This window comes from Paenisporosarcina macmurdoensis (assembly GCF_042658845.1).
Lineage (GTDB): Bacteria > Bacillota > Bacilli > Bacillales_A > Planococcaceae > Paenisporosarcina > Paenisporosarcina macmurdoensis.
Genome location: NZ_JBHSRI010000018.1, coordinates 107,836 through 134,268, shown reverse-complemented (window position 1 = coordinate 134,268; position 26,433 = coordinate 107,836). Strand labels below are relative to the sequence as shown.

Genomic DNA, 26,433 nt, shown 5'->3' with positions numbered 1-26,433 from the left:
TCTTCACCCCTCCTCCTACAACGTACGTAGGATTAAGGAGAGATAGAACTAAAAACATCGTCTTGCAACCATTTCGTAACACCCGACTGAATCATGTCAGCATGTCTAGTCACCCAAGTATCTGTTTCTTTTGGCGTTACAAATAATTGTTGATGATGAGGCGGTAATACCTCTTGTAATAAAGCACGTATTTCTTCAGATGACCACCCTGACCATTCACCAAAAATCGGCTTAATCGCCTCTACATTAATCGGCGCCTCTGTACTTCTTAACCAAGATCCCACTGATAAAGCGGATGATGGTTTAGTCGCTTCCCCAATTTGGCTAGAAATAACTTTAAACACAGTTTCGATTGCATCTACCACAAGTACTGGAGCATCGACAACCATCGGCACTCCAATTGCTGTTACTGGAACACCTAGAGATTCGAATGATATCTCATTACGGGCATTTCCTACGCCTGAACCTGGGTGTATCCCTGTATTTGTGAGTTGAATGGTTTTACATAAACGATCTTGATTCCGTGCAGCTAACGCATCAATGACCAGTATTAAATCGGGTTTTACTTTATCGGCAATCGCTTTTACAAATTCACCCGTTTCTAAACCGGTCTGACCAGTAACACCAGGTGCATAAAAAACAACTTGACCATGTTCAAATGGTAATGAAAACATCTCTTCATGGAAACGATCAATAGCAAGCGGGCCGATTGCATCCGGCGTAATAGTACGATTTCCCAAACCAATAATTAGAACTTTTGACTGTGGAGTTAAATGTAACTGATGATGAATATCGTGCAATGATAAAATAAATTGTTGTTCAAGTTGCTCAAATCCATCGGCGTCTTCTGCTGTCAACGTGGGCACAGATAACGTTATATACGTTCCTTCCTTTTTGCCGATTGTTTCAGCACCACTGGCATCTGTTTCGATATGCGTTATAATCACTCTCCCTTTACGCTCTTCATTCATTTGAATTCCTGGTGATTCATATAAAGTATCTTTCTCTTTTTCTGTTCGATGTTGAACCACTTCGGTTGCTTCATCTATTAAATCTGTACGCATTAAATTTAATTTATCCATCCATATCACCTCAAAAAAAGTTTGCCCAAGGTGTCAAGTAAATATTCTTTGCGTTAATCTATTGCAATTTAACTTTTGATTTGATATTATAATGCTTGTTGTATTGAGAATATTATCTAATACTTATAGCAAACAGCGCTAATTAATTGCGCAAAGTTTCAACTCGAGAATCTACGTATCTCGGACCTTTTTTAGGAGGTGAAGAACATGCCAAACATCAAATCTGCAATCAAACGTGTAAAAACGAATGCTTCTGCTCACGCACAAAACTCTCACACAAAATCTGCAATGCGTACAGCAGTTAAGAAAGCTGAATCTGCTTCTCTTAACAATGAAGAAAACGCAAAAGACCTTATCCTTACTGCTATCAAGCAAGTAGATAAAGCAGCTTCTAAAGGATTAATGCATAAAAACACTGCGGCTCGTAAAAAGTCACAGTTAATGAAAAAAGCTTAAATATATGAAAGACTGGATTCGAAATTCGAATCCAGTCTTTTTTATATGTACTAATCGGAAGGTTTTTTCGATATCGTCGCAACTTTCTTGGATATCGTCGCAACTATCCTCGTTATCATCGCAACTTCTTCCGATATTGTCGCAACTTTCATCATTATTGTCGCAACTATCCAATTTCCTCCTAATTCCTACCCACTCAAAATAAAAAAAGACCTGATTCGCCAATATAGCGATTCAAATCCTTTTTCGTTATAGTCTATTCATTAAAAACAATTCTAATATTCGTTCTCGTTTGCCGCTACTTGTTTTTAATTGATAATCCGCGCTAGCAAGTCTGTGTAAAACATCGAGTAAACGGTCTTCTCCGACCTTTTGTCTACTCTCCACAATTAATTTCACTCGATATGGATTTACCTTTAATTGTTTTGCAATAGCTTGAGCGTGATATCCTTTTTTCTGTAAATAGCGCACATTCGACATTAAACGAATTTGAGAAGCAAGTAATGCTGTTAGCATAATTGGTTCTTCTTTTTGTCGCAATAAATCATGGTAAACCGTTAATGCAGTTGTCGTATCCCCACGTAAGTAAGCATTCAATAACTGAAATGCATCTTGCTCCAATGTACGTGTCATCAATAATTCAACATCACTTTTGGTGATTTCTTGTTGCTCTCCCACATAGGTAGCCATTTTATGTATTTCCGACTGCAATTGAACAAGATCTTGGCCAACGGTATCAATTAATCGTCCAACCGCTTCGTCTGTCATCACTTTTTGTTCATTCGCAACTGTAGATTTAACCCACACCACTAAATCATTACCATCGAGCGGTTTTGCTTCAAGTAATAAAGCTTTGTCTTTCATGAGTTTCGTTACTTTTTTTCGTTCGTCGAGTTTTTCATAAGGTGCAATAAAAATAGTAATCGCTGTTTCTGAAGGATGTTGCACCCAACTTTCGAAAGCTTTTAAATCATGATCTATTTTTTCTTTCCCTTTTTCCGTTGCTTTTAAAAATGAGGCATTTTTAGCGATAATTAATTTTCGGTCCGTAAAAAAAGGAACGGTATCTGCTTCTTCTATGACATGTTGAACTGGGACTTCGTCTAAATCAAAATATAGGATATCCGTTTCTCCATCTTTATTGAGCGATTCTTTTATACGACGAACCGTTTCGTCGAAAAAGTAATGCTCTGTGCCGACAAGTAGATAAATAGGACTGAAATCACCTTGTTGAATCTTTTTCCATACTTTTGAAAACATAATAAACCTCCTAATAACACATGCTTTACTAGTATACCTTAAATCTTATTACGCTGGGGTTTGAACAAAATGTGTCTTCCAATTGAAATTGCGGAAAAAAACTCGTTGTTTATGGATTTTTTTTAAGTAATCACTTATAATTAATTTGAATATAGGAGGGGTAGCAATGAACGAATTTGAAAAAAATGTCCAATCTAGACGTAACGATGTAGTTGACTCAGGTATTGGTTTCGTTGTATCTTTCGTCTTCTTTGCAGCGATTTTCACCATTGCGACTGTAATTGACTTCATTACAACATAAGTATTTAGAAAAACACACAGCTTGCATCCTTATTGGCGCAAGCTGATGTCTTTCTTTTACTGCTTAATTTTATTATCTAAGAGACTCGTCATTGCGATAAGTCTCTTTTTTTCATGCCTTTTTCTAAAGTGGTTCGTGTCGTCATTTCTTCTTTATCATACCGAATATGCACAGAACCAACATCTGCCGTTGTCAGTGTTGGGATGTTCTTTTCCTTAAACCTATCAACAATTTCTTGACTAGGATGGCCATAGCGATTGTTTTTCCCAGCAGAAAAAATGGTGAGTTCAGGGTTTAATTGGTTAATCAATTCGATTGAGCTTGACGTTTTACTGCCGTGATGCCCAGCTTTTAAGATAGTTACATTTTGCATCCCTTCATACTTTCTTAGCATGTCCTCTTCCCCATCTTTTTCTAAATCACCTGTGAACAAAGCTGTAAATAAACCATGCTTCATATACAAAACGAGTGAATCATCATTTCCCTCATACTTGGTATCTTGAGGGGAAACATACATAAATTGTGTATGTCCAACTTGCCAATTAGTATCTGCCATTTGTTCTTTTATTACAATGTTCTGGTTGATTGCTGTTTGAAAGGCTTCTTGTAAAGTGGATTCATAAATTGCACCAGGAGTCACATGGATTTCTTCCACTTTTATTTCTTCTAAAATTTCTTCTGCCCCTTCAATATGATCACTATCTGCATGTGTCCAAATAAAAGTATCAATACGGTTAATGCCACGACCTTTTAGAAATGGCACAATTACTTCTCGCCCAATTTCAAAAGCCGTATCTGATTGTTTCCAAAAAGCTTGGTCGAAACGTAGTAACCCACCTGCGTCAATCAGGATGACGCCTTGCTGATGTGGAAGTTCAATAACTGTCGCATCACCTTGGCCAACGTTTAAAAATGACACTTCAATGGATGGATCAAGATATGGCGTTGCTTGAATAATAACAATAGGTAAGCCAAGCGTTACAAACAGTTTTCGCATGGGATGTTGTAGTTCTAGTACTAAGAACGAACTGACAACGCCTAAAAAGGCCACAATAAGCTGCCAGTTGGATAGTTTTCCAGGATTCCATAGTTGATATGGAATCGATGCGATTTTTAAGATGACAGTTGTTAAACCCAAGCGTAAAGGTTCATACATCATAAACAGATAATCTAAAAAGAAAGGCATGACAAATGAAAGAAGAAACAAAAATAAGTTGATGGGTAAAATAATAACTGAAAAGAGTGGAACAAAAACTAAATTGACGACAAAAGAGGATAGTGAAATTTCGTAAAAGTGAAAGAGGAGTATCGGGAATACCCCAATCTGACAAAGAAAGGTAATCCAAAAAGATTGTTTAAGAACAGTCGTTTGAGTTTTTAAGAAAGGCGAAGAAAAAAGCAAAGCGGCTGCGGCAACGTAAGATAGTTGGAAACCAATTTGCAAAATTACGCCTGGTTGTATAGTAATAAATATCAATAAACTAAGCCCAAATGCGTCTTCAATTGATAGTCGTTTATTCAATTGCTTAGACAGAAGCAGAATTTCAACTACTCCTACCGCCCGCCATACTGATGGTGCACCACCTACTAAACATGCATAAATCGGTAAACAAATTAACAAACACCAAATCGCTCGTTCCTTCCTAATCATAAGTCTTAACAAGGATTGGTAAAAAATGAATGTTAAAAACGCCACATGTAATCCCGAAATAGCAAATAAATGAGTAATTCCAAGTATTTGATAGGCGCGTGTCTGTTGTGGATCCACGTCATCACGCAAGCCAAGTAATAAGGATTTTGCTTCTGGTTGAAGGGAAAGTGGAAAATAGCTTTCAATTTGTTTTTCCATTTGAAAGCGTCTACTGGCTATCCAACCTAGAACGCCACTTGGTTCTGACACTTTTATTAAGGAGGCAGCTGACAACATCCCCACAGCCCCGTGGCTAGTTAAACACGTTGACATACTAAACGCATAATCATGAGCTCGCAGAGGCACTTCTGCCGCTTGTCCAGCCCATTTAAATGTCGCACCTGTTAAGGATTGTTGTTGAAACATCAACTTCTCTTCTTCTGACGCAAACGTGTATGTAATATACCACTTGTCCTTTTCGTCAGATAATGCAAAACCCCGTAATTTTGAACCATTAATAGAATAAGTGGAAGTCCATTTAAACAAGCTGTCTTGGACAACTTCACGATGAACAGATGACAATTTTTCTTCTGAATAAAAGAAGAAAAAAATAGCCGTCAGTACATAACTCAAAATAAATACGACCGGCCACCGTTTCCAAATAAATAACATCATAATAAAAACATGCACAAATAGCATAAGCATTGACCCAATGATCGAGCTAGTCGATACGATGGCTGCAATTGCTAAATAGATTACACGTTGATTCCAATAGTTTTGCCAAATAGATCATTCACCTGCGCTTCGTATGAAGCCAATTCTTCAGCAGAAACTCCATTCTCTCTTAATTTTTGAAGCATTTCTAAATACAAAGTGATTTTTTTATCGCTTAAGAAATCGATTTTTCGTTCATCAAAAGGAACATGGACGACTTCTACATTTGCTTGCGCCAATAATTGAATCGCATATTCACTGTTTTTATAATTTTTCGCATAATATAAACGTCGAATGCCTGATTGAATAATTGATTTCGTGCAAGGCAAACAAGGAAAATGAGTCACATAAAGGTCAGCTTCATTCGTTGAAATACCATATTTCGAACATTGAAGTAAGGCATTCATTTCCGCATGAATCGTACGGACACAATGATGATCTACAACGTAACATCCTTGGTCAATACAATGATCTCCACCAGAAATGGAACCATTATAACCCCCTGCCATTATTCGTTTATCACGAACGATTGTCGCACCTACAGCTAACCTTGTACATGTGCTTCGCAGTGCTAGTAAATGGCTTTGTGCCATAAAGAATTGATCCCATGTTATTCGCTCCATAAAAACGCCCCCTGATTGTAAACTCTTCTTTAGTTTAGTAGGTACACGTTTCTTACGTCAATTGATTGTGGTGTTAATTGACCGAAATAAATTCTTTCAAGTTTTCAAATGTAGAATCACCAATACCTGTTACGTCTTTAATATCCTCAATAGATGTAAAAAGCCCCTTTTCTTGGCGATACGTGATAATGGCTTTAGCCTTAGAGGGACCAATACCCGAGAGGCTCATTAAAGTCGTTTCATCAGCCGTATTAATATTGACGAGTGCAGATTGAGATTCAGAAGTACTTGGACTCGTTGCAATAGGTAGTGGTACTTCAGTTTCACCAATTAAAGGAACATAAATGACCATTTCATCGACTAACTTCGCAGCAAAATTCAATGCTTTTTCTTCTGCAGTTGGGAGTATCCCTCCTGCGAGTTGAAGTGCATCTAACACTCGACTGCCAGCAGGTAATGTATAAACGCCTGGTGTATGGACTTGTCCCTTTACATCGACGACAACGGATTCATTTATTTCTGTCTCGGTTGGATTTGTTTCAACTTGTTCTTCTGTTGGGATTGGACTTGCGATTGGGTTTTGGATGGTTTCAAGCGTACCGGCAATTGGGGGTGCCGGATTGTGGGAAAACGGTTTAAATAATGCAACATACAAAATCACTACAGCACTTATCAGCACGAGTTTAGTTGAATGTTTTTTTAACCATGCAGGATTCAGATTGGGTCATCCTTTCCTACAGGGAGCAGTTCTTATAGAGCTACCCATACTATAAACGAATTGCGAATATTTGGAAAGTTTTTCTTCTATTATCTTAAGAATTGTTTCTTGATAATCCTCTAAACTGCTACACTTTCCCATGACGTGCGCCAAGTTTCCTCGTCGCTTGTAAACATGATAATGCGCTGTAAAAAGAAATCAATAGAATGGATCCGAGCGATAAATTCCGTTTCAGTCCATATCATCTGTCATTGCTTCCTACTATATTATCAGAGAAACCATCGTACAAAATACAGCAACTAAAATTACAGAAAATGCGCCAATCCTATATATCCTCTGCACACTTCATGGTGAACGGAAACTGTATAACATCCCGTTTCCTAATCATCATGACGAGGGATTCAACGTATGGCTTCGACACTTGCATGTACATCTTCATTTACAGATGTATCACCCCGATATAAAGAAGCAGTAGATGCCTACTATCTCCGCCAAAAGCCTTTTCTATTGGTGACACCATTCTTTATTATTCTATTATTTTACTATTACAACTAAACTCGTGACTTTTACAACTAAATCGGCAAAAATCACAACTAAATATCCCATTTTTACAACTAAACTCGCTAAATTTACAACTAAATCATCTTCCGCTTTAACGGAAGATCAGAGCCATTTAACTAAAAAAATCCCATGCAACAGTTACTTCGTTGCATGGAAAAAAATACGTTCGCTATTGTTCTTGGGTGATTCATTCGTCCAGTCTGCAGTTACTTTAACTTGCGAAAAACCGACTTGATGTAAGCAAGCAAGATAGCTATCGATCTCAAAAGAACGTTGAAAATGACTTTCTTCAAAGCGGTCATAAGAACCCGTTTTATTTTTCATGAAAAAAGTTAAATCATGATAAACAGAATGAGGATGCTCTCCTTGTTCCGTATGCCAAATGTAGGCAACTTGTTCATCTTCATATGTAAAAGGTCCATCTAAAAACAATTCATCCATTTTATAAATTGAATGAACATCAAAGAATAACTGACCGCCTGGTGTTAATGACTGATAGATGCCTTGTAATGTTTGGAGAACTTGCTTTTCATCTTCAAGATAATTCAATGAATCAATAGCAAGAATAGCCACATCCATATCATGGAAGCCTTCTAATTCTGTCATTGATAAATGAAATAACGGGATATGATACCCCTCTTTTTGAAAACGATCAGATGCCATCGCTAGCATTTCTTCAGACAAATCGACAGCTTGAACAACAAAACCCTGCTCTGCAAATTTTGCAGACAGGACTCCGGTTCCACAGCCAATATCTAATAAAGATTTACCTTTAACATTTTCAACATAAGAAACAACCTTATGAACGTAGTTGTCATAAGGTATGTCCGTCATTAACGCATCATAAATGTAAGCAAACTCTTTATAGCTAGACATTACGCTTCTAAATCTACTTCGATTATTGGTGCGTCTCCCCATAAACGTTCTAAGTTATAAAATTGACGTTCGTCTTTATGGAATACATGTGCAACAACGTCACCCATATCTACCAATACCCAACGTGCTGCGTCAAATCCTTCTAAACGTTTTACATCGTAGCCTGCTTGTCCTGCTTGATCTGCCATTTCTCGTGCGATAGATTGTACTTGGCGATCAGAATTTGCGTGACAAATAACAAAATAATCGGCAATCAAAGATACACCTTGCATATTTAATACGATAATGTCTTCTGCGCGTTTGTCATCTGCTGCTTTATAAGCGATTTCTAATAAAGTTGGTTCTGTCATTCAGTCATTTTCCTTTCGTGTAACCAAATCATTGTAACAATGAATGGAATCCGGATATACCGGTTGATTTTTTTTTATTAAAAATTGAATGGAATGTTTTACACAAGCCTTCATTAATAATTCGAGTCCTTGTTCAGCTTGCTGTCTTAATTCATCGACACCTGAAAATTTTCGATTCGGTTCAATCATATCAGCACAATAAATGATTTTCTCCAGTTTGGACATAAATTTACGACCAGTGGTATGATAGCAAATTGCATTTAAGACATCTTGATTGGTTACCCCAAATTCCTGCTGAGCTACGAATGCCCCCACAGGAGCATGCCACAATTCATGGTGAAATGTTAAAAGTGTTGGCTCCATTTGTTGTTCGATTATGGTCTGTTTCATCCAGTCTCGATCTGCAAATTTCACGACATCATGTAAAATAGCAGCAAGTTCTGCTTCTTTTTCATCTACTTCATACACTTTTGCTAATTGAATAGCTGTTTCCATGACACCTATAGTATGGACAAAACGTTTTTCAGGCATTCTTGTACGTATGGCATTTAACAAATCATCTTTATTCATACAACTTCTCCTGACGAATATAAGATTGTACACTTTCAGGAATAAGCAAGGAGACATCTTTTCCTTGTTGTAAACGATTACGTAACATCGTTGATGACAAGTCAATTAAAGGTGCATCGATTATAGTAACAGGATATGCTGACTTATCATCGTATCCTGGACGACGAACACCAATCAATTGAATATGTTTCACAAGCTCATCAATCTTGTACCACTGATCTAAATAGGCAATCATATCCGCACCAATCAAAAAACTGAATTGCGTTTGTGGTTCTTGCTTTTGCAATTCCATCATCGTATCGAACGAATAAGACAACCCACCACGCACGATCTCAAGCGATTCTACAGTAAAATACGAGAATGGTTCAACAGCAAGCTCCAACATATGAAGTCGTTGTTCACCCGTAGCTAACTGAGTCGCTTCTTTATGCGGCGGTTTTGCATTCGGCATAAATCGAATTTCATCAAAATCAAGTGCATGATACACTTCATTTGCCATAATTAAATGTCCAATATGTGGAGGATTAAAGGTTCCACCAAAAATGCACACTTTTTTCATCGTCAGCCTCTAGTTGGCAAGACGATTTTTTTATTATTTTTTGATTGCTTATACAATACAACCGTTAAACCAATCACTTGAACTAGTTGTGATTTTGTACCTTTTGCTAATTGTTCAGCTACTTCTTGTTTATCGTCTTCACAATTTTGCAAAATGCTAATTTTGATTAATTCACGAGTTTCGATAGCCTCTTCAATATGTTTAATCAAATGTTCATTTACTCCGCCTTTTCCAACTTGGAAAATAGCTGACAAATGATGAGCTTCGCTTCGTAAAAAACGTTTTTGTTTACCTGTTAACATGTGGACCTCCTAGTAGTTGTTCGACTTGCTCTATAGTTTGCTTCGTATCTGGTTTGCGATTTGTCCACTTTTGAAACGACAATGCACCTTGGTGCACGAACATGCCGACTCCATTTAAACAACGTGCTCCTCGATCTTTTGCTTCAGCCAAAAATGGCGTCAATAATGGATTATACACAATATCTGCAACAATTGCTGAAGATGTTACATTTTTTAGTGACAACGGCATATCGACATTTGATGTTATCATGCCCGCTGGCGTTGTTTGTATGATGACTTGAAAGTCTGCAAGTTGGGCTTCTGCTTGATCAAGTGTTAAGGCACGACCACTTTTCAAATCAGTGATTAAACGTTGTGCATTTGAAAAGCTGCGGTTTGCACAAACTAAATTTACATAGCCTTGCTCTTTTAATGCAAAAGCAATTCCTCTGGCAGCACCACCAGCACCAATGATTAAAATAGACAATTCTTTAAGGTTTGTCCCCATTGCTTCTTCTAAAGAATTAACGAAGCCAATTCCATCCGTATTGTACCCAGTTAATGTTCCATTCGCTTCAACAACGACTGTATTCACAGCGCCCATTTGTTCCGCCGATGAATCGATTTTATCTAATAACGGCAAAATGGCTTCTTTATGTGGAATCGTTACATTCCAACCACTTGCCCCTAATGATTTCAATGATTCAACAGCTTCAGCCAAATTTTCTTTTTTGACATGTACAGGAATGTAAGTGGCATCGATTGTTAAATCGGAAAACCACTGACTATGCATACTTGGTGACATCGAATGAGAGATGGGATCACCGATTACAGCGTACCATTTTTTCAAAATCAGATGCCTCCTAGATAAGTGATGGACGGATTTGAATTTCCACACCTTTAGGCGCATAGGCTGCTATAACCACATTTGGTTGATTGACAGTAATCCAACCTAAGCCTGAAAACACAATGTCCGTCTTCCCAGCTTTAATTGAAAACTCATGACGAACTAATGGCGGCAATTGGTCTTTAAATTGTGCAGATGGAGGTGCAAGCATGCCACCTAAATGTTCTGCATATAAATTATCCGCATTGTCGAGTTTTGTACGATGGATATTTAGATCATTTGAAATATGAACTGTAAATGACGATCGCTCACCTTGCATGAAATCAAATCGAGCTAAACCGCCTAAAAACAATGTTTGTCCAGCATTTAATTGGAATATTTTCGGTTTAATTTCACTCTTAGGTGTAATCCATTTAAGTTCAGATGGATCTAAGAAATGTGCCATTTGATGGTGATTAATGATCCCCGGTGTATCATATAATGATTGGTTATCATCTAAAGGTATTTCAATTAAATCAAGAGTAGTTCCTGGGAAGTGAGAAGTGGTTATTACTTCTTTTTCACCTGTTACTTGTTTGATAATACGGTTGATGAATGTTGATTTACCAACGTTTGTACAACCTACTACATAGGCATTCTTGCCTTCGCGCAGACGATCAATTGCTTCCATCGCTTCAACCATACCAGTGCCTTTATGAGCGCTAACTAACATGACTTCAACTGGTTTCAATCCTAGTTTTTTAGCTTCTTGTTGTAACCATTTAATGACGCGATGTTTTTTAACTGATTTAGGCAGTAAATCCACTTTATTAGCTATAAGCAATATTGGATTGTTCCCAACGAAACGATGTAAACCAGGTAACCAGCTACCATTGAAATCGAAAATATCTACGATTTTAACAATTAGTCCTTGTTCATTACCAAGGCTATTTAAAATACGTAAGAAATCATCGTCTGTTAACGACACTGGTTGTAATTCATTATAATTTTTCAATTTAAAACAGCGTTGACAAATCACCACTTCTTTTTCTAATGAAGATGGTGGTGCATAGCCAGGTGTTTTTGGATCAATTGTTTGTATTTTAGTACCGCATCCGATACATGATGGTGTAGTTGTCAAACTTCTTCCTCCCAAGTTACGAAACCTCTTCTTTTTAATGCTTTAAAAATTCGTCGTTCGACCAATCGATTGAATCGTGTGAAGAAACCGTCTGATTTTGCGACAGGTAAAACTAAAATTGTATGCAGTTTTATGCGATTACCACCAACAACATCCGTCAACAGTTGATCACCAATGACGACTACTTCTTCACGTTTTACATCCATGGTGTGAAGTGCTTTAACGAATGCTTTACCCATTGGTTTGCGCGCTTTATATATGAATGGAATTCCGAGTGGGTCTGCAAAAGATTTAACTCGAAGTTCATTGTTGTTGGATACAATTGTTACTTGAATCCCTGCGTCCTTCATACTCTTGAGCCAGTTGACAAGTTTTGGCGTTGCCTCTGGTCTGTCCCATTCGACTAGTGTATTGTCTAAATCTGTTATGATTCCACGAATTCCTTTTTCAAGCAATCGTTCTGGTGAAATGTCGAATACACTTTTCACAAATTCGCTTGGTAAAAATTTTTTGTACACCGTGACACACTCCGTTCAACCTTTTTTCTGTAATGATTATAACATACTACCGATTTTCTGACCCACTCGCACACGACTTCCTGCAATAATAGATGAATCTAATTGAAAAGCATTTTTTTCGAATAGTAGCACAACTGTCGAACCAAAAGTGAAAAAGCCAATTTCTTCACCTTTTTTCCAGTCTCGAGATAAGTTAGTCATCTGAATTGAATTAACAAACATAGCGCCAACACTGACTACCGCGCAAGTTTTGGAATTTGGGCATACTAAATGTGTAACTTGACGATAATTACCACTAATCGGTGTTTTTCCATAGGTTAATCCCGCTTGATTCACAGGGTACGATTTTTCTCCAAGCGTTACTTGTTGTTTTACATGGCCGTCAACCGGACTATGAATCCGATGATAATCGGCAGGACTTAAATAAAACACCATGTATGTGCCGTCTATATATTTGGAAGCTTGTTCAACATTACCGAGAAGATCGGTCAAAGTATATGATTTTTCTTTCACTAAAAATGTCCCGTTTGATGTAATTGACCCAACGGATTCTACTTTTGCATCTACAGGGCTACTTGCAAACAGCTCACCCTGGACGATTGGACGATGTTGAGAATCGATTTTCCGAATGAAAAAATCATGTAATGTTGGAAACGTTTCAATAGATTGTGAAACCTCTGTCATTTGTATTTTGTATGTACGGATATACGATGGAATTATTTTTCGACTCACTGGTGATTTAGCAAATCGTTGTATCGCTTGGGATGACCATTTGCCATTCGTCAATTCAATAAGCGATTGATACACTTTCTGTTTCACGGAATCCCTCCTGTTCTAAATAAATATGTTCTACCTTTTTTTAGTTGAAAGAAGTATAATAAACTAATACTGTACACACGAAGGAGTGTCGTCCATTGTTTCTATTTCAACGACTGGATCACACAATCAAAAAAATGAAAGCAAATGCAGCAAATATGATCACCATTGGGAATTTATCTTTTGGTGGTGCCTCCATCATGACCACATTAAACGAATCTTATAGTTATAGTGTTCTGTTTATATTTATTGCAGCTCTACTCGATCGTTTCGACGGTATGGTTGCTCGTAAATATGGTCAAGAATCTGAGCTTGGTAAGCAACTCGACTCTATGAGTGATATTATCTCATTCGGCGTTGCGCCAGCGATTCTTATTTATATGGTTGATTTATTTGAATTTGGAACAGCTGGAATGGCCATTACCATTATTTATATAGCAAGTGGAGCTTTTCGCTTAGCGCGCTTTAACATTATGGATTCTGATGGCTACTTTACCGGACTACCGATTACCGCTGCAGGAACGTTACTTACGCTTTCTTATTTTGGATTGTCCCTATTCTCTCCAGTTTTTTATATGTTCTTCATGCTGATCTTAGCCATTTTAATGATTAGTACATTCACTTTGAAAAAAGTTTAACGACCGCAAATTGCGGTCGTTTTTTTCATGCAATTAGAAGCTCAATCATATAGTGACAAAAGACGACATGGAGGTGCACGTCATCATGAGTAGTTTACTGTCTGCTGTCCTGCAACTATGGATTGAAATCCCTGCTTTTCTTGGGTATTTGAAAGGTCAGGCGTTTAGAAAGCCCCTCTCACTTGAAGAAGAAGCGATATATGTAGAACGTTGTTTAGCTGGTGAAGAAGAAGCGAAACATGAATTAATTGAACGGAATATGCGACTTGTCGCACACATCGTCAAAAAATTCCATCCAAAACACGAGCAACTTGATGATTACATTTCAATTGGCACCATCGGATTAATGAAAGCCGTAGCTAGTTACACCCCTGATAAAAAAACACGCCTCGCTACTTATGCAGCACGCTGTATTGAAAACGAAATCCTCATGCATTTACGTTCACAGAAAAAAGTACAAAAAGATGTCTCACTCTACGAACCCATCGGGACCGATAAAGACGGTCACTCACTCCAAATTACAGATCTCCTACAAACCGACGAAGATACTGCTCAACAAACACTTGAACAAAAAGAACAAATGGCAAGGCTATATCGACATTTGGATCGGCTCGAAAAGCGTGAAATCGAAATTATTGAACGGCGTTATGGCTTACATCATTTCGAACCCATGACGCAAAAGCAAATTGCTAAGCAATTAAACATCTCTAGGAGCTACGTCTCTAGAATTGAAAAACGAGCATTAGTAAAGCTCTATCAATTGTTTAAACATGAAAAAAACTCTCTCGATTCACTGGATATCGAAAGAGCCGCCAATCAACAGTCTAAAAAACCTAAATTTTAATGGACGTTTTATAATTTGCTGATAACGTGTAAAACGATTTGTGTTGAATGTTCAGCTGCAGTTGGTAAGAATTCTTCAAAACTTATCGAAGACTCTTTTCCTGCAATGTCCGACAATGCACGGATCACAACAAATGGCACGTCAAATTGATGGCACACTTGCGCCACAGCAGCTGCTTCCATCTCAACTGCCTTCATGTGAGGGAAATGAGTTCGAACGCTCTCAACACGTGCTGGGTCGCTCATAAACGAATCTCCTGTCGCAATTAGACCTGAAGCGAATTGATGTTGTCCTAATTCTTCTACTGCCTCTTCTGCGAGTTTACGAAGTTTAGCATCTGAAATGAATGCTGCTGGAAGCTGAGGAACTTGTCCCATTTCATACCCGAATGCAGTAACATCCACATCGTGATGACGAACCTCATCAGAAATTACGATTGCTCCTACTTCTAATAACGAATCAAATCCACCTGCTGAACCTGTATTAATTACTGCATCTGGTTTGAAATGATGAAGTAAAATGGATGTTGACATCGCTGCATTTACTTTCCCAATGCCACTTTTCAGTAATACGACATCGTGACCTGCATATGTACCTTCTGTATATTCACTATTAGCGATGACTGTAGTTTGTGGATTTTCAATGGCTAAACGTAACGCTTCAACTTCTTGTTCCATCGCGCCGATCACTGCAATTTTCATTTATGTCCGCCTCTTTTCTGGTTAGTAGAACACCGATTACACACTCAAAAGTGCTAGCTTATATTTTAGTAAAACAAATGGCTGATAAAACTTTATCTTTTAGCGTTCAAAAACACTTCCCTAAAAATAATAAAAGCGGCGCCGAAAGTCAATAGGCGCCGTCTAATGTTTTTAAAGTTTCCATTTTTTCAGGTTTCCAGCCTTCGCCGTCCACCCATTGTAAATACACACGATATTTTTCTTCTTTATTGTTTGATGAGACAACACCGATGGATTTTTGAGGATCTCCACCATTTTGTATACGCCATACAATCATGTTATCCGCTGATAAACCAGTTGTATAGGCTATCGCGTTTAGTTTTTCTGTCCAATCCACGTGACCTTCACTATAGATAGATGTATGTTGACCAGATTGTGATGTACCGACTGGCTTCCATGCAGTATTTACTACTCTTTCAGAAACTAATGGGTCATTTGAAGGTGTAGAAGTAACGGTTCCGCCAGTAGTTGAATCTTCTGTAGCTGCTTCCTCTTCAGTTGATTCCTTTTCTGCTTCTTCTTTAGCTACTTCATCCTTTTTAGCTTCTTCTTTCTTTTTAGCTTCTGCTTCCTCTTTAGCTGCTGCTTCTTTAGCTGCCTCGGCATCTTCATCAGTTTCAATTTCTTTTGAACTCACTTCTTCTGATGATTCATCCGCCTCTGGAACGCCTGTTGTCCCTGGTTCAGACTCATCCTGCGAGTTGCTCACGTCTGATTGAGACTCTTTCGAATTCGACTTAGCCTGCTCTGAATCATCCTTACTAAGGAAAATAAATCCGCCAGTAATGACAATCAAAACGATAACAACACCTATAAGTGCATTCAATATTTTGTTCGTGCGATTTGGTTTATGTGGTCGATTACTTCTTGAGGTATATCGACGCTGTGTGTTTGCCATCTGCGTACTCCCCCTTATATACAGCATGATACCATAAATGGTCATGACAAATTAGACGAACAGGTTAAAGAAATGTTTCATTTTCGTGAAAGTTTGAGTGAAATAAGCTAACTTTTCTTGAGATTGGGATTTCATCCAAATACTCCCTCGTGGTGTTTTGGGAAAAAGGAATTACGTTGCAACTTTGCCGATTTCGTTGCAACGATCCAATTACCTCCTAACTATTAAGAGATTGACATGATTTGAAAAGTGATTTTCCCGTTCGGTATTTTCACAATCACTTGTTTCCCAACTTGTTTCCCCAAAACTTGTTGAGCGATGGGTGAATCATTTGAGATGCGGCCTTCCAGTGGGTCCGCTTCTGCTGAGCCAACAATAGTGTAAGTCTCAAGTTCCCCATCCGGGATTTCTTGAATGGTTACTGTACTCCCTATTTGGACAATCTGCGAGTCCAGTTTAGGTGGTTCAATAATTACTGCATTGCGAATAATTGCTTCAATTGCAGAGATGCGACTTTCTACGAATGCTTGGTCTTCACGTGCGGTTTCATAATCAGTATTTTCGATTAATCCGAAACAACGAGATGATTTAATCCGTGCTATTACTTCCTTACGTTTTATGGATATCAAATAATCCAACTCTTCTTGTAAGTTTGTCAGACCAAATTGTGTGATTGATTGTTTTTTTTCAACTGTCATAAATATCTCCCTTAGCCTAAACAAGATAACTGCAGCGTATTGAAAAAACCCACTCCCGGTTCGAAGGGAGTGGATTAAGTATTCACATTAATTTATTGATGTAATTTTTACGTCCATTTCGCCGCCTGGTGTTAGCACTTTTACTTGATCTCCGACTGAACGGCCGATTAAGCTTTTAGCGATTGGTGAATCGTTTGAAATTAAGCCTTCAATTGGGTCTGCTTCCGCTGATCCCACGATTTTATAAGTTTCTTCTTCACCATCTGGAACTTCAATAAAGGAAACCGTTTTCCCAAGGGATACGATATCATTGTCTTTCTCGTTTCCTTCAATAATTACCGCATTGCGAATCATAGATTCTAAAGTTACAATACGACCTTCAACGAATGCTTGGTCTTCTTTAGCAGAATCGTACTCTGAGTTCTCAGATAAGTCTCCGAAGCTTCGTGCAACTTTAATACGTTCCACAACTTCTTTACGTTTTACAGTTTTCAGAAAATCTAATTCGTCCGCTAACTTTTGCTTTCCAGCAATCGTCATTGGGTATTGTTTTTCAGTTGCCAATTACTTTCACTCCTTCAACTACTTACTAGCTCATAAAAATAGTATGCCTTGTCGAGTCTGAATATGCGGCATAATATTTAGATAATATTGTCAGTCTGCAACCATCATATTACACAATGATATCAGATTCAAGAATTGTTTTAATTTTTGTAACCATCAAATCAATTGCAACTTGGTTTTGTCCACCTTCAGGTATGATGATGTCCGCGTATCGTTTTGTTGGTTCGATAAATTGATTATGCATTGGTCGGACTACTGATAAGTATTGTTCGACTACAGATTCAATTGAACGTCCACGTTCATTGATATCTCTCATGATCCGTCGAATGATACGTAAATCAGAATCCGTATCAACAAATAATTTGATGTCCATTAATTCACGCAAACGTTCATCTTCTAAAACCAAAATACCTTCTAATATAATAACATCTTGTGGTTCAATTACAATTTTTTCGGGCGAGCGGGTATGAATCTCATAATTATAAACTGGTTTTTCAATTGAATGTCGGGTCAAAAGTTGATTAATATGTTCAATAAGTAAGTCATTATCAAATGCATGAGGATGGTCATAATTTGTTGCTAGGCGTTCCTCAAATTGTAAATGACTTTGATCTTTATAATAGTAATCTTGCTCGATCACTACAACTGATTTTTCTTTATATACGTCATAGATTGCCTTAGTAACACTCGTTTTCCCTGAACCAGAGCCACCAGCGATACCAATAACAATAGGGCGCTTAAATGTCATCGTACAAGCTCCTTTCTCATCATGTTATTTGGTCTAACTGGAATTTCGGATTTAAAACGTACAACTTGCAATGGATGACGTGCGACATCCAAATCGTTTCCTTTGTCGTCCCATAAATCGGTAATCGTCATGCGGAAATTTTCAATACCAGGTCCGAAAAATTCTACTTCCTGACCTTTTGTAAAGTAATTTCTCTGTTGCAGTGTGACCATTTTGGTTTCATTATCATAATCGATCACCAAACCAATAAAATCTGTCGTTGTTTTTCTGCCATGGACACCATACATTTGTTCTTCATACGAAGGGTCTCCTTCGAAAAAAGCAGTCGCCGCACCTCTGTTGGCACATTTTTCAAGTTCTTCTAACCATTCACGTTTGATTAGGAAGTTTTCTGGATCCTCACAATAAGCGTCAATTACTTTTCGATATACGCTTACTACAGTAGCTACGTAATGAATCGATTTCATTCGCCCTTCAATTTTCAACGAGTCAATCCCGAGCTCAATCATGCGAGGAATCGATTCAACTAATTTCAAATCTTTCGGACTCATAGCAAATGGAGCGTCCCCATCCACAAAAAGCGCATTTTGTTGTCCGTCATTCGCTTCATATAAATCGTAATCCCAACGACAAGATTGGCAACAGCCACCTCGATTGGAGTCACGAGCAGTCATATGATTCGACAACGTGCAACGACCACTATAGGCGATACACATACCTCCATGAATGAAAGCTTCAATTTCAATATCAACTTTTTCTTTCATCTCCTGAATTTCGTCTCCACTCGTTTCACGAGCAAGTACAACACGATGCAATCCTTCATCTTTCCAGTATTGCACTGCTTTCCAGTTCGACAGCGATTGTTGTGTACTTAAATGAATTTCAAGTTTAGGCGCGTTATTGCGACAAGTTTCGATAATTAATGGATCAGCCACGATAATACCAGTGACTCCTGCCGATTCAATATCCTTCAAATACTCTGCTAAACCGTCCATGTTTTCATTGTGAGCAAAAATATTTGTGGTTACATAAATTTTAGCCTTGTAGGTGTTTGCAAATTCAACAGCTTCACGCATTTCATCAATCGAGAAGTTCCCTGCATTAGAACGTAGTCCAAATTCGCGTCCTCCAATAAAGACAGCGTCTGCACCATATTGAACGGCAATTTTAAGTTTCTCTAAATCTCCCGCTGGAGCGAGAAGTTCTGGCTTTTTAACAATGACGCGTTTGCCATTAATAATTTCACTAATTCGGTCATGTTGAAGCATTGCCATCTGAATTCTCCCTTTCCTTAGTACACGGTCTCTTTGAAGAAAAATCCGGTATCAAGTGGGCGAAGTTCCGGTTGCATTTCTTCAATTTCCGCTAATAAGTCACTTTTTAATTCGTCATAAGCTGCAGATGATTCCGAGTATGCATCAATTGCTTGTCTATAAAGATTCGTCACTTTCGTCACATATGTAGCTTCTTGCAAGACACCATCGATTTTAAATGAGTCAATGCCAGCATCCATTAGTTCTCCTAACTCTTCAATCAAACACATGTCGTTTGGACTGAAAATATGTGTGCCATTTGCATCCTCATAAATCGGATATTTATTGTGTCGCTCTTTGTCGTGTAAAAACATGTTTTTCTGACCACTACGGTTGTCAATTTCCATCGCTTTATCCTGGTACAAAAAGTAATTACCTAGTAATGAACGTTTAGATTGAAACATGCATGTCATTCCATGTATTTGTACTTCAATAGCAACTTCAGCGTTTTCTTTAATTTCTATTATTTCATCCATGCTTAATTCTCGAGCCAGCACGGCACGATTTGAACCGCGCTTACCCCAATAATTAGCAGTGAACCAATTGGTTGCTGTCATCTCAGTATTCCAATGTAGTGAAATATCTAGATTAGCTTCTCGTTTGACCATCACCACAGCAGGGTCTCCAAAAGTAATGCCATCCACTCGAATAGCCGCTAGTTTTTCCATGTAGGGGCGTAATAAATCTACACGATCATTATGATAGAGGGCGTTCATAGCCACATATACTTTCTTGTTGGAAGCGTGTGCAAGTTCGACTGATTTTTCAATTTCCTCAAGTGTAAATTCACCTGCTAATCGCAATCCAAATTGTTGCTCACCCACTAAAAAAGCGTCTGCACCAGCCTCAATTAATTGTTCTATATGGGCCACAGATTGTGGCGTTACAAGTAATTCTGGTTTTTTCATGCTTGTCACCTCTTTATACTAATCGTAATACCATCGCCAATTGGTAGGAATGTGGTTTCATATTGTTCATGATTCATTAGCCACTTTGTAAACTGTTGCAAATTACGGACCATTGTTCGTTTTCTTCTTGGTACCTCTTGAATATCTATTTCTGTAAATCCATGCATGAGCATATTATCACAATAAATAACACCACCGCTTGGAACGAGTGGTGAGTACTTGTCAAAAAAACGTTGATATTGTCCTTTTGCAGCATCTATAAATAAAGCATCATAGGTAGTTTGTGAAAAGCTATCGATATCGATTTCAAGTGCATCACCATGCAAAAGTTGAATTCTGCTCGTCAATTCGGCTTGTTCTAAATAGCCCGCAGCTAATTGACAGCGACTTTCATCTTTTTCGATGGTAGTTAGAACAGCTTCAGGTAATGTCAACGCCATTCTAATGGCTGAATAACCTATAGCAGAACCAACTTCTAAAATCGATTTCGGTTGTTGCATACGTAAAAATTGCAAAAGCGATTCAATCGCAACCAGTTCCATTATGGGAATATGTTGCTCTTTCGCAAATTGTTCCATAGTAGATAGAAAATCCGATCTTTTTTTGATATATGAAGTGATGTAGGAATGTGAAGTTGTCATGTCCATTTTTACTCCTTTAACGCACAAAAATTACACCCCATCTTAGCATAAAAAAAGAAGGAAAGCGATAGGCTTTCCTTCTGGTTGTGACAACCTTGTCAAGATTATCGTAAATACTCTTCAATTTTCGCTAAATGTTCATCATACGTTTTAGAAAAATGGTTTTTCTTCTCTTTGTCCGCTAAGAAGTAAAAGTAATTAGTCTCTGAAGGATTTAACACCGCTTCGATTGATACAGTACCTGGATTCGAAATAGGACCTGGTGGCAGCCCTTGGATTTTGTAGGTATTGTATGGATGATCAATTTCTAAGTCATCATACAATACGCGATCCTTATGTTCACCCAGTGCATAAAGTACAGTCGGATCTGTTTGCAAAGGCATGTCCGTTTTCATTCGATTATTAAAGACACTTGCTATGGTTTCTCGATCAGTATTGGCAGTCGCTTCTTCTTCCAGTAATGAAGCGAAGGTTAATAGCCAATGGACTGATTTTTCTTTCTCTGCAAGCACTTCTGTGTAAGGTGTAATCGCTTTAGAAGTTGCTTTCAACATTTCATCGACAATAGATTCCAATGAAGGTTTCTCTTCATAATAGGCATATGTTGCTGGGAATAGGTATCCTTCTAAGTCATGACGCAAGTTTTCTCCTTTAATCTCTTCAGTTAAAAGAGTTGGATATTTTGCAATCATTTGATCTATAAATTCCGGATTTGACACTAGATCCATGAACTCTTTAGCACTATACGATGTTTTCTCTTCCACTCGCACAGCTATTTCTTCAAGAGTTCTCCCCTCAGGAATGGTCATGCTAAACACTGGTTCTCGGTAGACTTTACCGGTTTTCAAACTCTTAATTAACTCATCAAGTGTCATAGATTTAGATAAGGCGTATTCTCCCGCTTGGAAATCAGATTCATTATTAAACTTCGCATAATACTTGAAGACGCGAGCATCTTTAATGATCTTATTTTTTTCGAGTAACGCTGCAATCGAATCGAGATTCGAACCAATTTCGACATTTACAGGAATAGTCTCTTCCGAATTTTTGTCGAGTGGTTGCAAAGCGCTAGTTACATATTTGTATCCACTGTATCCGGCAATGCCTCCACCGATTAATACAATTAGTACAATTGCGAGAACGATACGCCTTACAATTTTTACCTCTTTTTTCTTTTCTTTCATACGATTAAACATAATGTCTTTTTTTGATTCTTTTTCCACGGGTTACCCCCCTCTATCTGACATTTATTATACAAGATTTTTACTCAAAAGAAAAAGGCGGAATGATTTGTCATCATTCCGCCTTATTTAAAGTGAAGATTATTTTTCTTCTTCTTCTTCTTCTACTTCTTCTTCTTCTTCGCCTTCTTCATCTTCTTCTTCTAAGAAAGTGTTTAACATTTCTTCGATCATTGCCCACTCATCATCATTTTCGATTGGCATAAGTTCGCCGTCTTTACCGTCTTCAGATGGTGTAAATGCAGAAGCATGAATTTCAATTTCTTCGTTTTCATCTTCTTCAGCACCTATTGGATAATAAAGTACATAAGATTTGCTGAATTCTTCTGATTCAAATGTAAATAGGATCTCGCAAAGTTGTTCTGTACCGTTATCGTCTACTACTGTAATGTTTTGTTGTCCGTGGTCCATGTTCAATCACCTCTTAATAGATTGACTATCTAAATAGCCTTGTAAAATCATCATTGCCGCCATCTTATCGATGACTTGTTTGCGTTTTTTTCGACTGACGTCCGCACTAATAAGCATTTTTTCTGCAGCAGATGTAGTTAAACGTTCGTCCCATAAAAATACAGGTTTTTCAAATGTTTGACGTAATAATTCTGCAAAGCGTTCTGATGCTTCAGCACGTGGCCCAATCGAGTTGTTCATATTCTTTGGATATCCAACCACAAATGATGATACTTCATGCAATTTCATTAATTCAGCAATTCTTTCGATGCCAAATATTTCGTTTGCTTCATCAATTTTGATCGTTTCAATCCCTTGGGCTGTCCAACCGAAAGCATCACTAATCGCGACGCCAACTGTTTTGCTGCCAACATCTAATCCCATTACTCTCATAGCTTATGCCTCGTTATTCTTCTTAATGTAAAACTTAACAAGTTCTTCTAGGATTTCATCACGCTCTAACTTACGAATTAAATTACGTGCATCCTGATGGCGAGGAATATATGCCGGATCACCCGAGAGTAAGTAACCGACTATTTGATTGATTGGGTTGTACCCTTTCTCTTCAAGCGCCGAATGGACAGTAAGCATGACTTGCTTCACTTCTTGCTCCATAGACTCTTCCGGAAAATTAAACTTCATCGTTTTATCAAATGAATTCATGATCAGCACCTCGCTTTCGGAGTTAAATCTAATTGTCTTGTACAAGCATATTTCTAATACTCGTTAAGTATAACCGATTTCAACTATTTATTAAACGGATTTGACATAATCATACACAGATTGTAGTGCAGGTTCAAGTTTCGACGAATCTTTCGCTCCAGCCATCGCCATATCTGGACGTCCTCCACCTTTGCCATCACACTGTTCTGCTACATGCTTCACAATATTTCCTGCATGATATTTCCCGCCAGTTAAATCATTTGTAACGCCAGCAATTAACATGACTTTTTCACCTTCAGATGCACCTAAAACGATAACAGCTTCGCTCATCTTAGATTTTAAATCATCCATCATTTGACGAAGTTGATTATTATCTTTCACTTGAACGCGTGCTGATAAAACAGTAACACCATCTATTTGTTGTGCTTGCTCTAAAATTGAAGACGCTTGGCTATTGGCAATTTTAGCTGATAATGATTCATTTTCACGTTGGACTTGACGAAGTTCTTGTTGCAATCCTTGAACGCGAGAAACTAATTCTTTTGGATTAGCTTTTAAAGTAGCTGAAGCCTCTTCTAAGACACTCTCTTCCTCTTTTACGAGTTGATATGCTGCTTTACCAGTTACAGCTTCAATTCGACGAGTACCAGCGCCAATCCCACTTTCACTTACAAGTTTAAAGAAACCAATTTGTGAAGTGTTCGTCACGTGACATCCTCCACATAATTCAAGTGAATATTGATTGATAGAAACCACACGAACAATTTTTCCATACTTTTCACCAAATAGTGCCATCGCGCCCATTTGTTTTGCTTCATCAATCCCGTGGAAGCCAGTAACTACTTGAATATCTTCCCATATCTTCTCATTTACTTGTCTCTCAATTGTCACAAGCTCTTCTTTCGTCACTTGCCCAAAATGAGAGAAGTCAAAACGCAAGCGATCTGGACCAACATATGAACCCGCTTGGTTTACGTGAGTTCCTAACACATCTTTTAATGCTTGATGCAATAAATGTGTAGCTGTATGATTTTTAACCGTTGACTTGCGTAATGTTTGATCCACATTTGCCGTAACTTCAGCACCTGTCGTCAATTCGCCAGAGTCAATTATCATGGTATGAAGATTTTGACCATTTGGCGCTTTTTGAACATCTTTGACAAAGCCTTTGAACAAATCATTTTCAATGCGACCGTGATCGGCAATTTGACCACCACTTTCAGCATAGAAAGGTGTGTGATCTAGTACAACTTTAACTTCATCGCCTTCTTGAGCTTGTTCAACAAGTTCTCCGTCTTTTACGATAACTAAAATTTTAGCAGTTGCAACGACAGTATCGTAGCCAATAAATGTACTTGTTTCTTTAATATTACCTAATACTTCAGATTGTACTTGCATGGAATCTACATCTTTACGTGCAGATCTAGCACGGGTACGTTGAGCTTCAAGAGAAGCTTTAAATCCTTCATGGTCAACTGTCATGCCCACTTCTTCAGCATATTCTTCAGTTAACTCAACAGGGAAACCATACGTATCGTATAAACGGAACGCGTCACTACCTGGAATAACAGTTAAGCCTGCAGCTTGTTGCGTAGAAATGACGTTCGATAAAATACCAAGTCCATCTTGTAAGGTTTCATGGAAACGCTCTTCTTCATTTTTAATAACACGCATAATGAAATCTTTTTTAGCAGAGACTTCCGGATAAAAGTCATTCATTATTTCTCCAATAATTGGCACTAACATGTACATAAATGGACGGTCAATACCTAAGTTTTTACCAAAACGGACAGCACGACGTAATAATCTACGCAACACATAGCCCCGTCCTTCATTAGAAGGGAGTGCACCGTCTCCTATAGCAAAAGCAACTGTACGTGTGTGATCTGCAATAATTTTAAACGCGAGATCATCCTCACCACCGTTACCGTATTCTTTACCTGCGACTTCTTGTGTTTTGTTGATAATCGGCATAAATAAATCCGTATCAAAGTTAGTAGGTACATTTTGTACGACACATGCCATACGTTCAAGACCCATTCCCGTATCAATATTTTGCTTAGGAAGTGGCGTATATGTGTGATCAGGATTGTGGTTGAATTCCGAGAAAACTAAGTTCCAAATTTCTAAATAGCGATCATTTTCTCCACCTGCATACATTTCAGGATCCGTTATGTCATTGCCATAACTCTCGCCTCGGTCATAAAATATTTCCGAGTTTGGACCACTTGGACCTTCACCGATGTCCCAGAAATTTCCTTCTAAACGAATAATGCGTTCTTCAGGAATCCCTATTTCATCACGCCAAATTGCATACGCTTCTTCATCTTCTGGATGGATGGTAATTGATAAAAGTTCTGGGTCAAAGCCCATCCATTTTTTGTCGGTTAAAAATTCCCACGCCCAGTGAATGGCTTCTTTTTTGAAGTATTCGCCAATCGAAAAGTTTCCTAACATCTCAAAGAAAGTATGGTGACGAGCAGTTTTCCCTACATTTTCAATGTCGTTTGTACGAATAGATTTTTGAGCATTCGTTATGCGTGGGTTCTCAGGAATCACACGACCATCAAAATATTTTTTTAAGGTTGCGACACCACTATTAATCCACAGTAGTGAATTATCGTTAATTGGTACTAGTGGCGCACTCGGTTCTAGTGCATGTCCTTTTTCAATAAAGAAATCTAAATACATTCGTCGAATTTGTGCTGCAGTTTTCATCAATATTCCTCCTTAAGTTAGAAAAGCGTAAAGCGCATAGAAAAAGCCCTCAATCCCTAAAAAAGGGACGAAGGCTTCAATTCGCGG

The 26,433-nt window shown here is 38.1% G+C and carries 32 protein-coding genes and 1 other annotated feature (1 of these 33 only partly in view); of the genes, 5 read left to right on the top strand and 27 right to left on the bottom strand.

The genetic code is table 11. The features are described 5' to 3' along the window. Positions 1-32: 32 nt before the first annotated feature. Complete coding sequence (gene gpr / locus ACFPYN_RS10385) at positions 33-1,082, bottom strand: GPR endopeptidase (RefSeq protein WP_377734004.1); 1,050 nt, start codon at positions 1,080-1,082, stop codon at positions 33-35. A 207-nt stretch (positions 1,083-1,289) separates the two neighbouring features. On the opposite strand from gpr, the gene rpsT reads away from it, so the two are divergent. Beyond that, complete coding sequence (rpsT, locus tag ACFPYN_RS10380) at positions 1,290-1,538, top strand: 30S ribosomal protein S20 (protein WP_377734003.1); 249 nt, start codon at positions 1,290-1,292, stop codon at positions 1,536-1,538. A 249-nt stretch (positions 1,539-1,787) separates the two neighbouring features. Here the strand turns inward: rpsT and holA are convergent, their stop codons facing one another. Next, positions 1,788-2,798, bottom strand: a complete 1,011-nt coding sequence (gene holA / locus ACFPYN_RS10375; protein ID WP_377734002.1) for a DNA polymerase III subunit delta — start codon at positions 2,796-2,798, stop codon at positions 1,788-1,790. A 166-nt stretch (positions 2,799-2,964) separates the two neighbouring features. Here holA and ACFPYN_RS10370 point away from each other — a divergent pair, with 166 nt between their 5' ends. Continuing rightward, positions 2,965-3,099, top strand: a complete 135-nt coding sequence (locus tag ACFPYN_RS10370; RefSeq protein ID WP_377734001.1) for a YqzM family protein — start codon at positions 2,965-2,967, stop codon at positions 3,097-3,099. An 88-nt stretch (positions 3,100-3,187) separates the two neighbouring features. Here ACFPYN_RS10370 and ACFPYN_RS10365 read toward each other — a convergent pair whose 3' ends face one another. From ACFPYN_RS10365 to ACFPYN_RS10355, 3 genes are all read right to left on the bottom strand, one after another. Further along, positions 3,188-5,428, bottom strand: a complete 2,241-nt coding sequence (locus tag ACFPYN_RS10365; RefSeq protein ID WP_377733999.1) for a DNA internalization-related competence protein ComEC/Rec2 — start codon at positions 5,426-5,428, stop codon at positions 3,188-3,190. Between the two features lie 56 nt (positions 5,429-5,484). Next, entirely contained in the window at positions 5,485-6,066 is a 582-nt protein-coding gene (locus tag ACFPYN_RS10360; protein ID WP_377733998.1) for a ComE operon protein 2, read from the bottom strand. Between the two features lie 73 nt (positions 6,067-6,139). Next, the gene (locus ACFPYN_RS10355) at positions 6,140-6,727 is read right to left on the bottom strand and encodes a helix-hairpin-helix domain-containing protein (protein WP_377733997.1); all 588 of its coding nucleotides are present in this window, start codon (positions 6,725-6,727) and stop codon (positions 6,140-6,142) included. A 465-nt stretch (positions 6,728-7,192) separates the two neighbouring features. On the opposite strand from ACFPYN_RS10355, the gene ACFPYN_RS10350 reads away from it, so the two are divergent. After that, on the top strand, positions 7,193-7,339 hold the full coding sequence (locus tag ACFPYN_RS10350; RefSeq protein WP_377733996.1) for a hypothetical protein: 147 nt from the start codon (positions 7,193-7,195) through the stop codon (positions 7,337-7,339). 144 nt (positions 7,340-7,483) lie between these two features. Here the strand turns inward: ACFPYN_RS10350 and ACFPYN_RS10345 are convergent, their stop codons facing one another. From ACFPYN_RS10345 to ACFPYN_RS10305, 9 genes are read right to left on the bottom strand one after another with little or no spacing between them, the layout of a single operon-like run. Continuing rightward, positions 7,484-8,221, bottom strand: coding sequence for a class I SAM-dependent DNA methyltransferase (locus ACFPYN_RS10345; RefSeq protein WP_377733995.1), 738 nt, complete (start codon positions 8,219-8,221; stop codon positions 7,484-7,486). Continuing rightward, positions 8,221-8,571, bottom strand: a complete 351-nt coding sequence (gene rsfS, locus ACFPYN_RS10340; RefSeq protein WP_377733993.1) for a ribosome silencing factor — start codon at positions 8,569-8,571, stop codon at positions 8,221-8,223. The genes ACFPYN_RS10345 and rsfS overlap by 1 nt, the downstream gene beginning before the upstream one ends. Next, entirely contained in the window at positions 8,572-9,141 is a 570-nt protein-coding gene (gene yqeK / locus ACFPYN_RS10335) for a bis(5'-nucleosyl)-tetraphosphatase (symmetrical) YqeK (RefSeq protein WP_377733992.1), read from the bottom strand. Next, positions 9,134-9,700 (bottom strand): nicotinate-nucleotide adenylyltransferase, encoded by a 567-nt coding sequence (locus ACFPYN_RS10330; protein WP_377733991.1) that lies wholly within the window; start codon positions 9,698-9,700, stop codon positions 9,134-9,136. Before ACFPYN_RS10330 ends, yqeK begins: the two co-directional genes overlap by 8 nt. A 2-nt stretch (positions 9,701-9,702) precedes the next feature. Further along, on the bottom strand, positions 9,703-10,002 hold the full coding sequence (gene yhbY, locus ACFPYN_RS10325; RefSeq protein ID WP_377733990.1) for a ribosome assembly RNA-binding protein YhbY: 300 nt from the start codon (positions 10,000-10,002) through the stop codon (positions 9,703-9,705). After that, positions 9,989-10,831 (bottom strand): shikimate dehydrogenase, encoded by an 843-nt coding sequence (gene aroE, locus ACFPYN_RS10320; protein ID WP_377733989.1) that lies wholly within the window; start codon positions 10,829-10,831, stop codon positions 9,989-9,991. The genes yhbY and aroE overlap by 14 nt, the downstream gene beginning before the upstream one ends. A 13-nt stretch (positions 10,832-10,844) precedes the next feature. Next, positions 10,845-11,948: a ribosome biogenesis GTPase YqeH gene (gene yqeH, locus ACFPYN_RS10315; protein ID WP_377733988.1), complete on the bottom strand. Its 1,104-nt coding sequence runs from the start codon at positions 11,946-11,948 to the stop codon at positions 10,845-10,847. After that, the gene (locus ACFPYN_RS10310; protein ID WP_377733986.1) at positions 11,945-12,466 is read right to left on the bottom strand and encodes a YqeG family HAD IIIA-type phosphatase; all 522 of its coding nucleotides are present in this window, start codon (positions 12,464-12,466) and stop codon (positions 11,945-11,947) included. The genes yqeH and ACFPYN_RS10310 overlap by 4 nt, the downstream gene beginning before the upstream one ends. Positions 12,467-12,502: 36 nt before the next feature. Further along, positions 12,503-13,285: a phosphatidylserine decarboxylase gene (locus ACFPYN_RS10305; RefSeq protein WP_377733985.1), complete on the bottom strand. Its 783-nt coding sequence runs from the start codon at positions 13,283-13,285 to the stop codon at positions 12,503-12,505. A 95-nt stretch (positions 13,286-13,380) separates the two neighbouring features. Between ACFPYN_RS10305 and pssA the strand changes: the two genes are divergently transcribed. Both pssA and sigK read left to right on the top strand, forming a co-directional pair. Next, a complete protein-coding gene (gene pssA, locus ACFPYN_RS10300; protein WP_377733984.1) occupies positions 13,381-13,920 on the top strand; it encodes a CDP-diacylglycerol--serine O-phosphatidyltransferase in 540 nt (179 codons plus the stop codon). Positions 13,921-14,005: 85 nt separating this feature from the next. Then, the gene (sigK, locus tag ACFPYN_RS10295) at positions 14,006-14,764 is read left to right on the top strand and encodes an RNA polymerase sporulation sigma factor SigK (RefSeq protein WP_377733983.1); all 759 of its coding nucleotides are present in this window, start codon (positions 14,006-14,008) and stop codon (positions 14,762-14,764) included. Between the two features lie 8 nt (positions 14,765-14,772). Here sigK and mtnN read toward each other — a convergent pair whose 3' ends face one another. From mtnN to alaS, 13 genes are all read right to left on the bottom strand, one after another. Further along, positions 14,773-15,465, bottom strand: a complete 693-nt coding sequence (gene mtnN, locus ACFPYN_RS10290; protein ID WP_377733982.1) for a 5'-methylthioadenosine/S-adenosylhomocysteine nucleosidase — start codon at positions 15,463-15,465, stop codon at positions 14,773-14,775. A gap of 148 nt (positions 15,466-15,613) precedes the next feature. Further along, positions 15,614-16,402: a YrrS family protein gene (locus tag ACFPYN_RS10285; RefSeq protein WP_377733981.1), complete on the bottom strand. Its 789-nt coding sequence runs from the start codon at positions 16,400-16,402 to the stop codon at positions 15,614-15,616. A gap of 224 nt (positions 16,403-16,626) precedes the next feature. Continuing rightward, positions 16,627-17,100, bottom strand: a complete 474-nt coding sequence (gene greA, locus ACFPYN_RS10280) for a transcription elongation factor GreA (RefSeq protein ID WP_377733980.1) — start codon at positions 17,098-17,100, stop codon at positions 16,627-16,629. Positions 17,101-17,187: 87 nt separating this feature from the next. Continuing rightward, on the bottom strand, positions 17,188-17,664 hold the full coding sequence (gene greA, locus ACFPYN_RS10275; protein WP_377733978.1) for a transcription elongation factor GreA: 477 nt from the start codon (positions 17,662-17,664) through the stop codon (positions 17,188-17,190). 109 nt (positions 17,665-17,773) lie between these two features. Beyond that, on the bottom strand, positions 17,774-18,412 hold the full coding sequence (udk, locus tag ACFPYN_RS10270) for a uridine kinase (RefSeq protein WP_377733977.1): 639 nt from the start codon (positions 18,410-18,412) through the stop codon (positions 17,774-17,776). After that, positions 18,409-19,686 (bottom strand): peptidase U32 family protein, encoded by a 1,278-nt coding sequence (locus tag ACFPYN_RS10265; RefSeq protein WP_377733976.1) that lies wholly within the window; start codon positions 19,684-19,686, stop codon positions 18,409-18,411. Before ACFPYN_RS10265 ends, udk begins: the two co-directional genes overlap by 4 nt. Positions 19,687-19,703: 17 nt before the next feature. After that, the gene (locus ACFPYN_RS10260; protein ID WP_377733975.1) at positions 19,704-20,633 is read right to left on the bottom strand and encodes a peptidase U32 family protein; all 930 of its coding nucleotides are present in this window, start codon (positions 20,631-20,633) and stop codon (positions 19,704-19,706) included. Positions 20,634-20,638: 5 nt separating this feature from the next. Beyond that, complete coding sequence (locus ACFPYN_RS10255; protein WP_377733973.1) at positions 20,639-21,274, bottom strand: O-methyltransferase; 636 nt, start codon at positions 21,272-21,274, stop codon at positions 20,639-20,641. A 104-nt stretch (positions 21,275-21,378) separates the two neighbouring features. Continuing rightward, entirely contained in the window at positions 21,379-22,497 is a 1,119-nt protein-coding gene (gene mltG / locus ACFPYN_RS10250) for an endolytic transglycosylase MltG (protein ID WP_377733972.1), read from the bottom strand. Between the two features lie 99 nt (positions 22,498-22,596). Continuing rightward, complete coding sequence (locus tag ACFPYN_RS10245) at positions 22,597-22,926, bottom strand: DUF1292 domain-containing protein (protein ID WP_377733971.1); 330 nt, start codon at positions 22,924-22,926, stop codon at positions 22,597-22,599. 6 nt (positions 22,927-22,932) lie between these two features. After that, on the bottom strand, positions 22,933-23,358 hold the full coding sequence (gene ruvX / locus ACFPYN_RS10240) for a Holliday junction resolvase RuvX (protein WP_377733969.1): 426 nt from the start codon (positions 23,356-23,358) through the stop codon (positions 22,933-22,935). A 3-nt stretch (positions 23,359-23,361) separates the two neighbouring features. Next, a complete protein-coding gene (locus tag ACFPYN_RS10235; protein ID WP_377733968.1) occupies positions 23,362-23,628 on the bottom strand; it encodes an IreB family regulatory phosphoprotein in 267 nt (88 codons plus the stop codon). A gap of 90 nt (positions 23,629-23,718) precedes the next feature. Continuing rightward, the gene (gene alaS / locus ACFPYN_RS10230) at positions 23,719-26,346 is read right to left on the bottom strand and encodes an alanine--tRNA ligase (protein WP_377733967.1); all 2,628 of its coding nucleotides are present in this window, start codon (positions 26,344-26,346) and stop codon (positions 23,719-23,721) included. A gap of 60 nt (positions 26,347-26,406) precedes the next feature. Then, positions 26,407-26,433 (bottom strand) — a binding site (T-box leader) (it continues 183 nt past the right edge of the window).

What these genes read in the sequence shown, in the direction of transcription:
- rpsT (WP_377734003.1), top strand. Translation starts at nt 1,290, where the DNA reads ATGCCAAACATCAAATCTGCAATCAAACGTGTAAAAACGAATGCTTCT.
- mtnN (WP_377733982.1), bottom strand. Translation starts at nt 15,465, where the DNA reads ATGAAAATTGCAGTGATCGGCGCGATGGAACAAGAAGTTGAAGCGTTA.
- ACFPYN_RS10245 (WP_377733971.1), bottom strand. Translation starts at nt 22,926, where the DNA reads ATGGACCACGGACAACAAAACATTACAGTAGTAGACGATAACGGTACA.
- sigK (WP_377733983.1), top strand. Translation starts at nt 14,006, where the DNA reads ATGAGTAGTTTACTGTCTGCTGTCCTGCAACTATGGATTGAAATCCCT.
- rsfS (WP_377733993.1), bottom strand. Translation starts at nt 8,571, where the DNA reads ATGACAGAACCAACTTTATTAGAAATCGCTTATAAAGCAGCAGATGAC.
- ACFPYN_RS10260 (WP_377733975.1), bottom strand. Translation starts at nt 20,633, where the DNA reads ATGAAAAAACCAGAATTACTTGTAACGCCACAATCTGTGGCCCATATA.
- alaS (WP_377733967.1), bottom strand. Translation starts at nt 26,346, where the DNA reads ATGAAAACTGCAGCACAAATTCGACGAATGTATTTAGATTTCTTTATT.
- ACFPYN_RS10330 (WP_377733991.1), bottom strand. Translation starts at nt 9,700, where the DNA reads ATGAAAAAAGTGTGCATTTTTGGTGGAACCTTTAATCCTCCACATATT.
- ACFPYN_RS10235 (WP_377733968.1), bottom strand. Translation starts at nt 23,628, where the DNA reads ATGAATTCATTTGATAAAACGATGAAGTTTAATTTTCCGGAAGAGTCT.
- ACFPYN_RS10285 (WP_377733981.1), bottom strand. Translation starts at nt 16,402, where the DNA reads ATGGCAAACACACAGCGTCGATATACCTCAAGAAGTAATCGACCACAT.
- ACFPYN_RS10360 (WP_377733998.1), bottom strand. Translation starts at nt 6,066, where the DNA reads ATGGAGCGAATAACATGGGATCAATTCTTTATGGCACAAAGCCATTTA.
- ACFPYN_RS10265 (WP_377733976.1), bottom strand. Translation starts at nt 19,686, where the DNA reads ATGGCAATGCTTCAACATGACCGAATTAGTGAAATTATTAATGGCAAA.
- yhbY (WP_377733990.1), bottom strand. Translation starts at nt 10,002, where the DNA reads ATGTTAACAGGTAAACAAAAACGTTTTTTACGAAGCGAAGCTCATCAT.
- ruvX (WP_377733969.1), bottom strand. Translation starts at nt 23,358, where the DNA reads ATGAGAGTAATGGGATTAGATGTTGGCAGCAAAACAGTTGGCGTCGCG.
- greA (WP_377733980.1), bottom strand. Translation starts at nt 17,100, where the DNA reads ATGACAGTTGAAAAAAAACAATCAATCACACAATTTGGTCTGACAAAC.
- ACFPYN_RS10365 (WP_377733999.1), bottom strand. Translation starts at nt 5,428, where the DNA reads ATGCTATTTGTGCATGTTTTTATTATGATGTTATTTATTTGGAAACGG.
- ACFPYN_RS10370 (WP_377734001.1), top strand. Translation starts at nt 2,965, where the DNA reads ATGAACGAATTTGAAAAAAATGTCCAATCTAGACGTAACGATGTAGTT.
- gpr (WP_377734004.1), bottom strand. Translation starts at nt 1,082, where the DNA reads ATGGATAAATTAAATTTAATGCGTACAGATTTAATAGATGAAGCAACC.
- holA (WP_377734002.1), bottom strand. Translation starts at nt 2,798, where the DNA reads ATGTTTTCAAAAGTATGGAAAAAGATTCAACAAGGTGATTTCAGTCCT.
- ACFPYN_RS10255 (WP_377733973.1), bottom strand. Translation starts at nt 21,274, where the DNA reads ATGACAACTTCACATTCCTACATCACTTCATATATCAAAAAAAGATCG.
- ACFPYN_RS10345 (WP_377733995.1), bottom strand. Translation starts at nt 8,221, where the DNA reads ATGTCTAGCTATAAAGAGTTTGCTTACATTTATGATGCGTTAATGACG.
- udk (WP_377733977.1), bottom strand. Translation starts at nt 18,412, where the DNA reads ATGACATTTAAGCGCCCTATTGTTATTGGTATCGCTGGTGGCTCTGGT.
- ACFPYN_RS10350 (WP_377733996.1), top strand. Translation starts at nt 7,193, where the DNA reads ATGGCTTCGACACTTGCATGTACATCTTCATTTACAGATGTATCACCC.
- yqeK (WP_377733992.1), bottom strand. Translation starts at nt 9,141, where the DNA reads ATGAATAAAGATGATTTGTTAAATGCCATACGTACAAGAATGCCTGAA.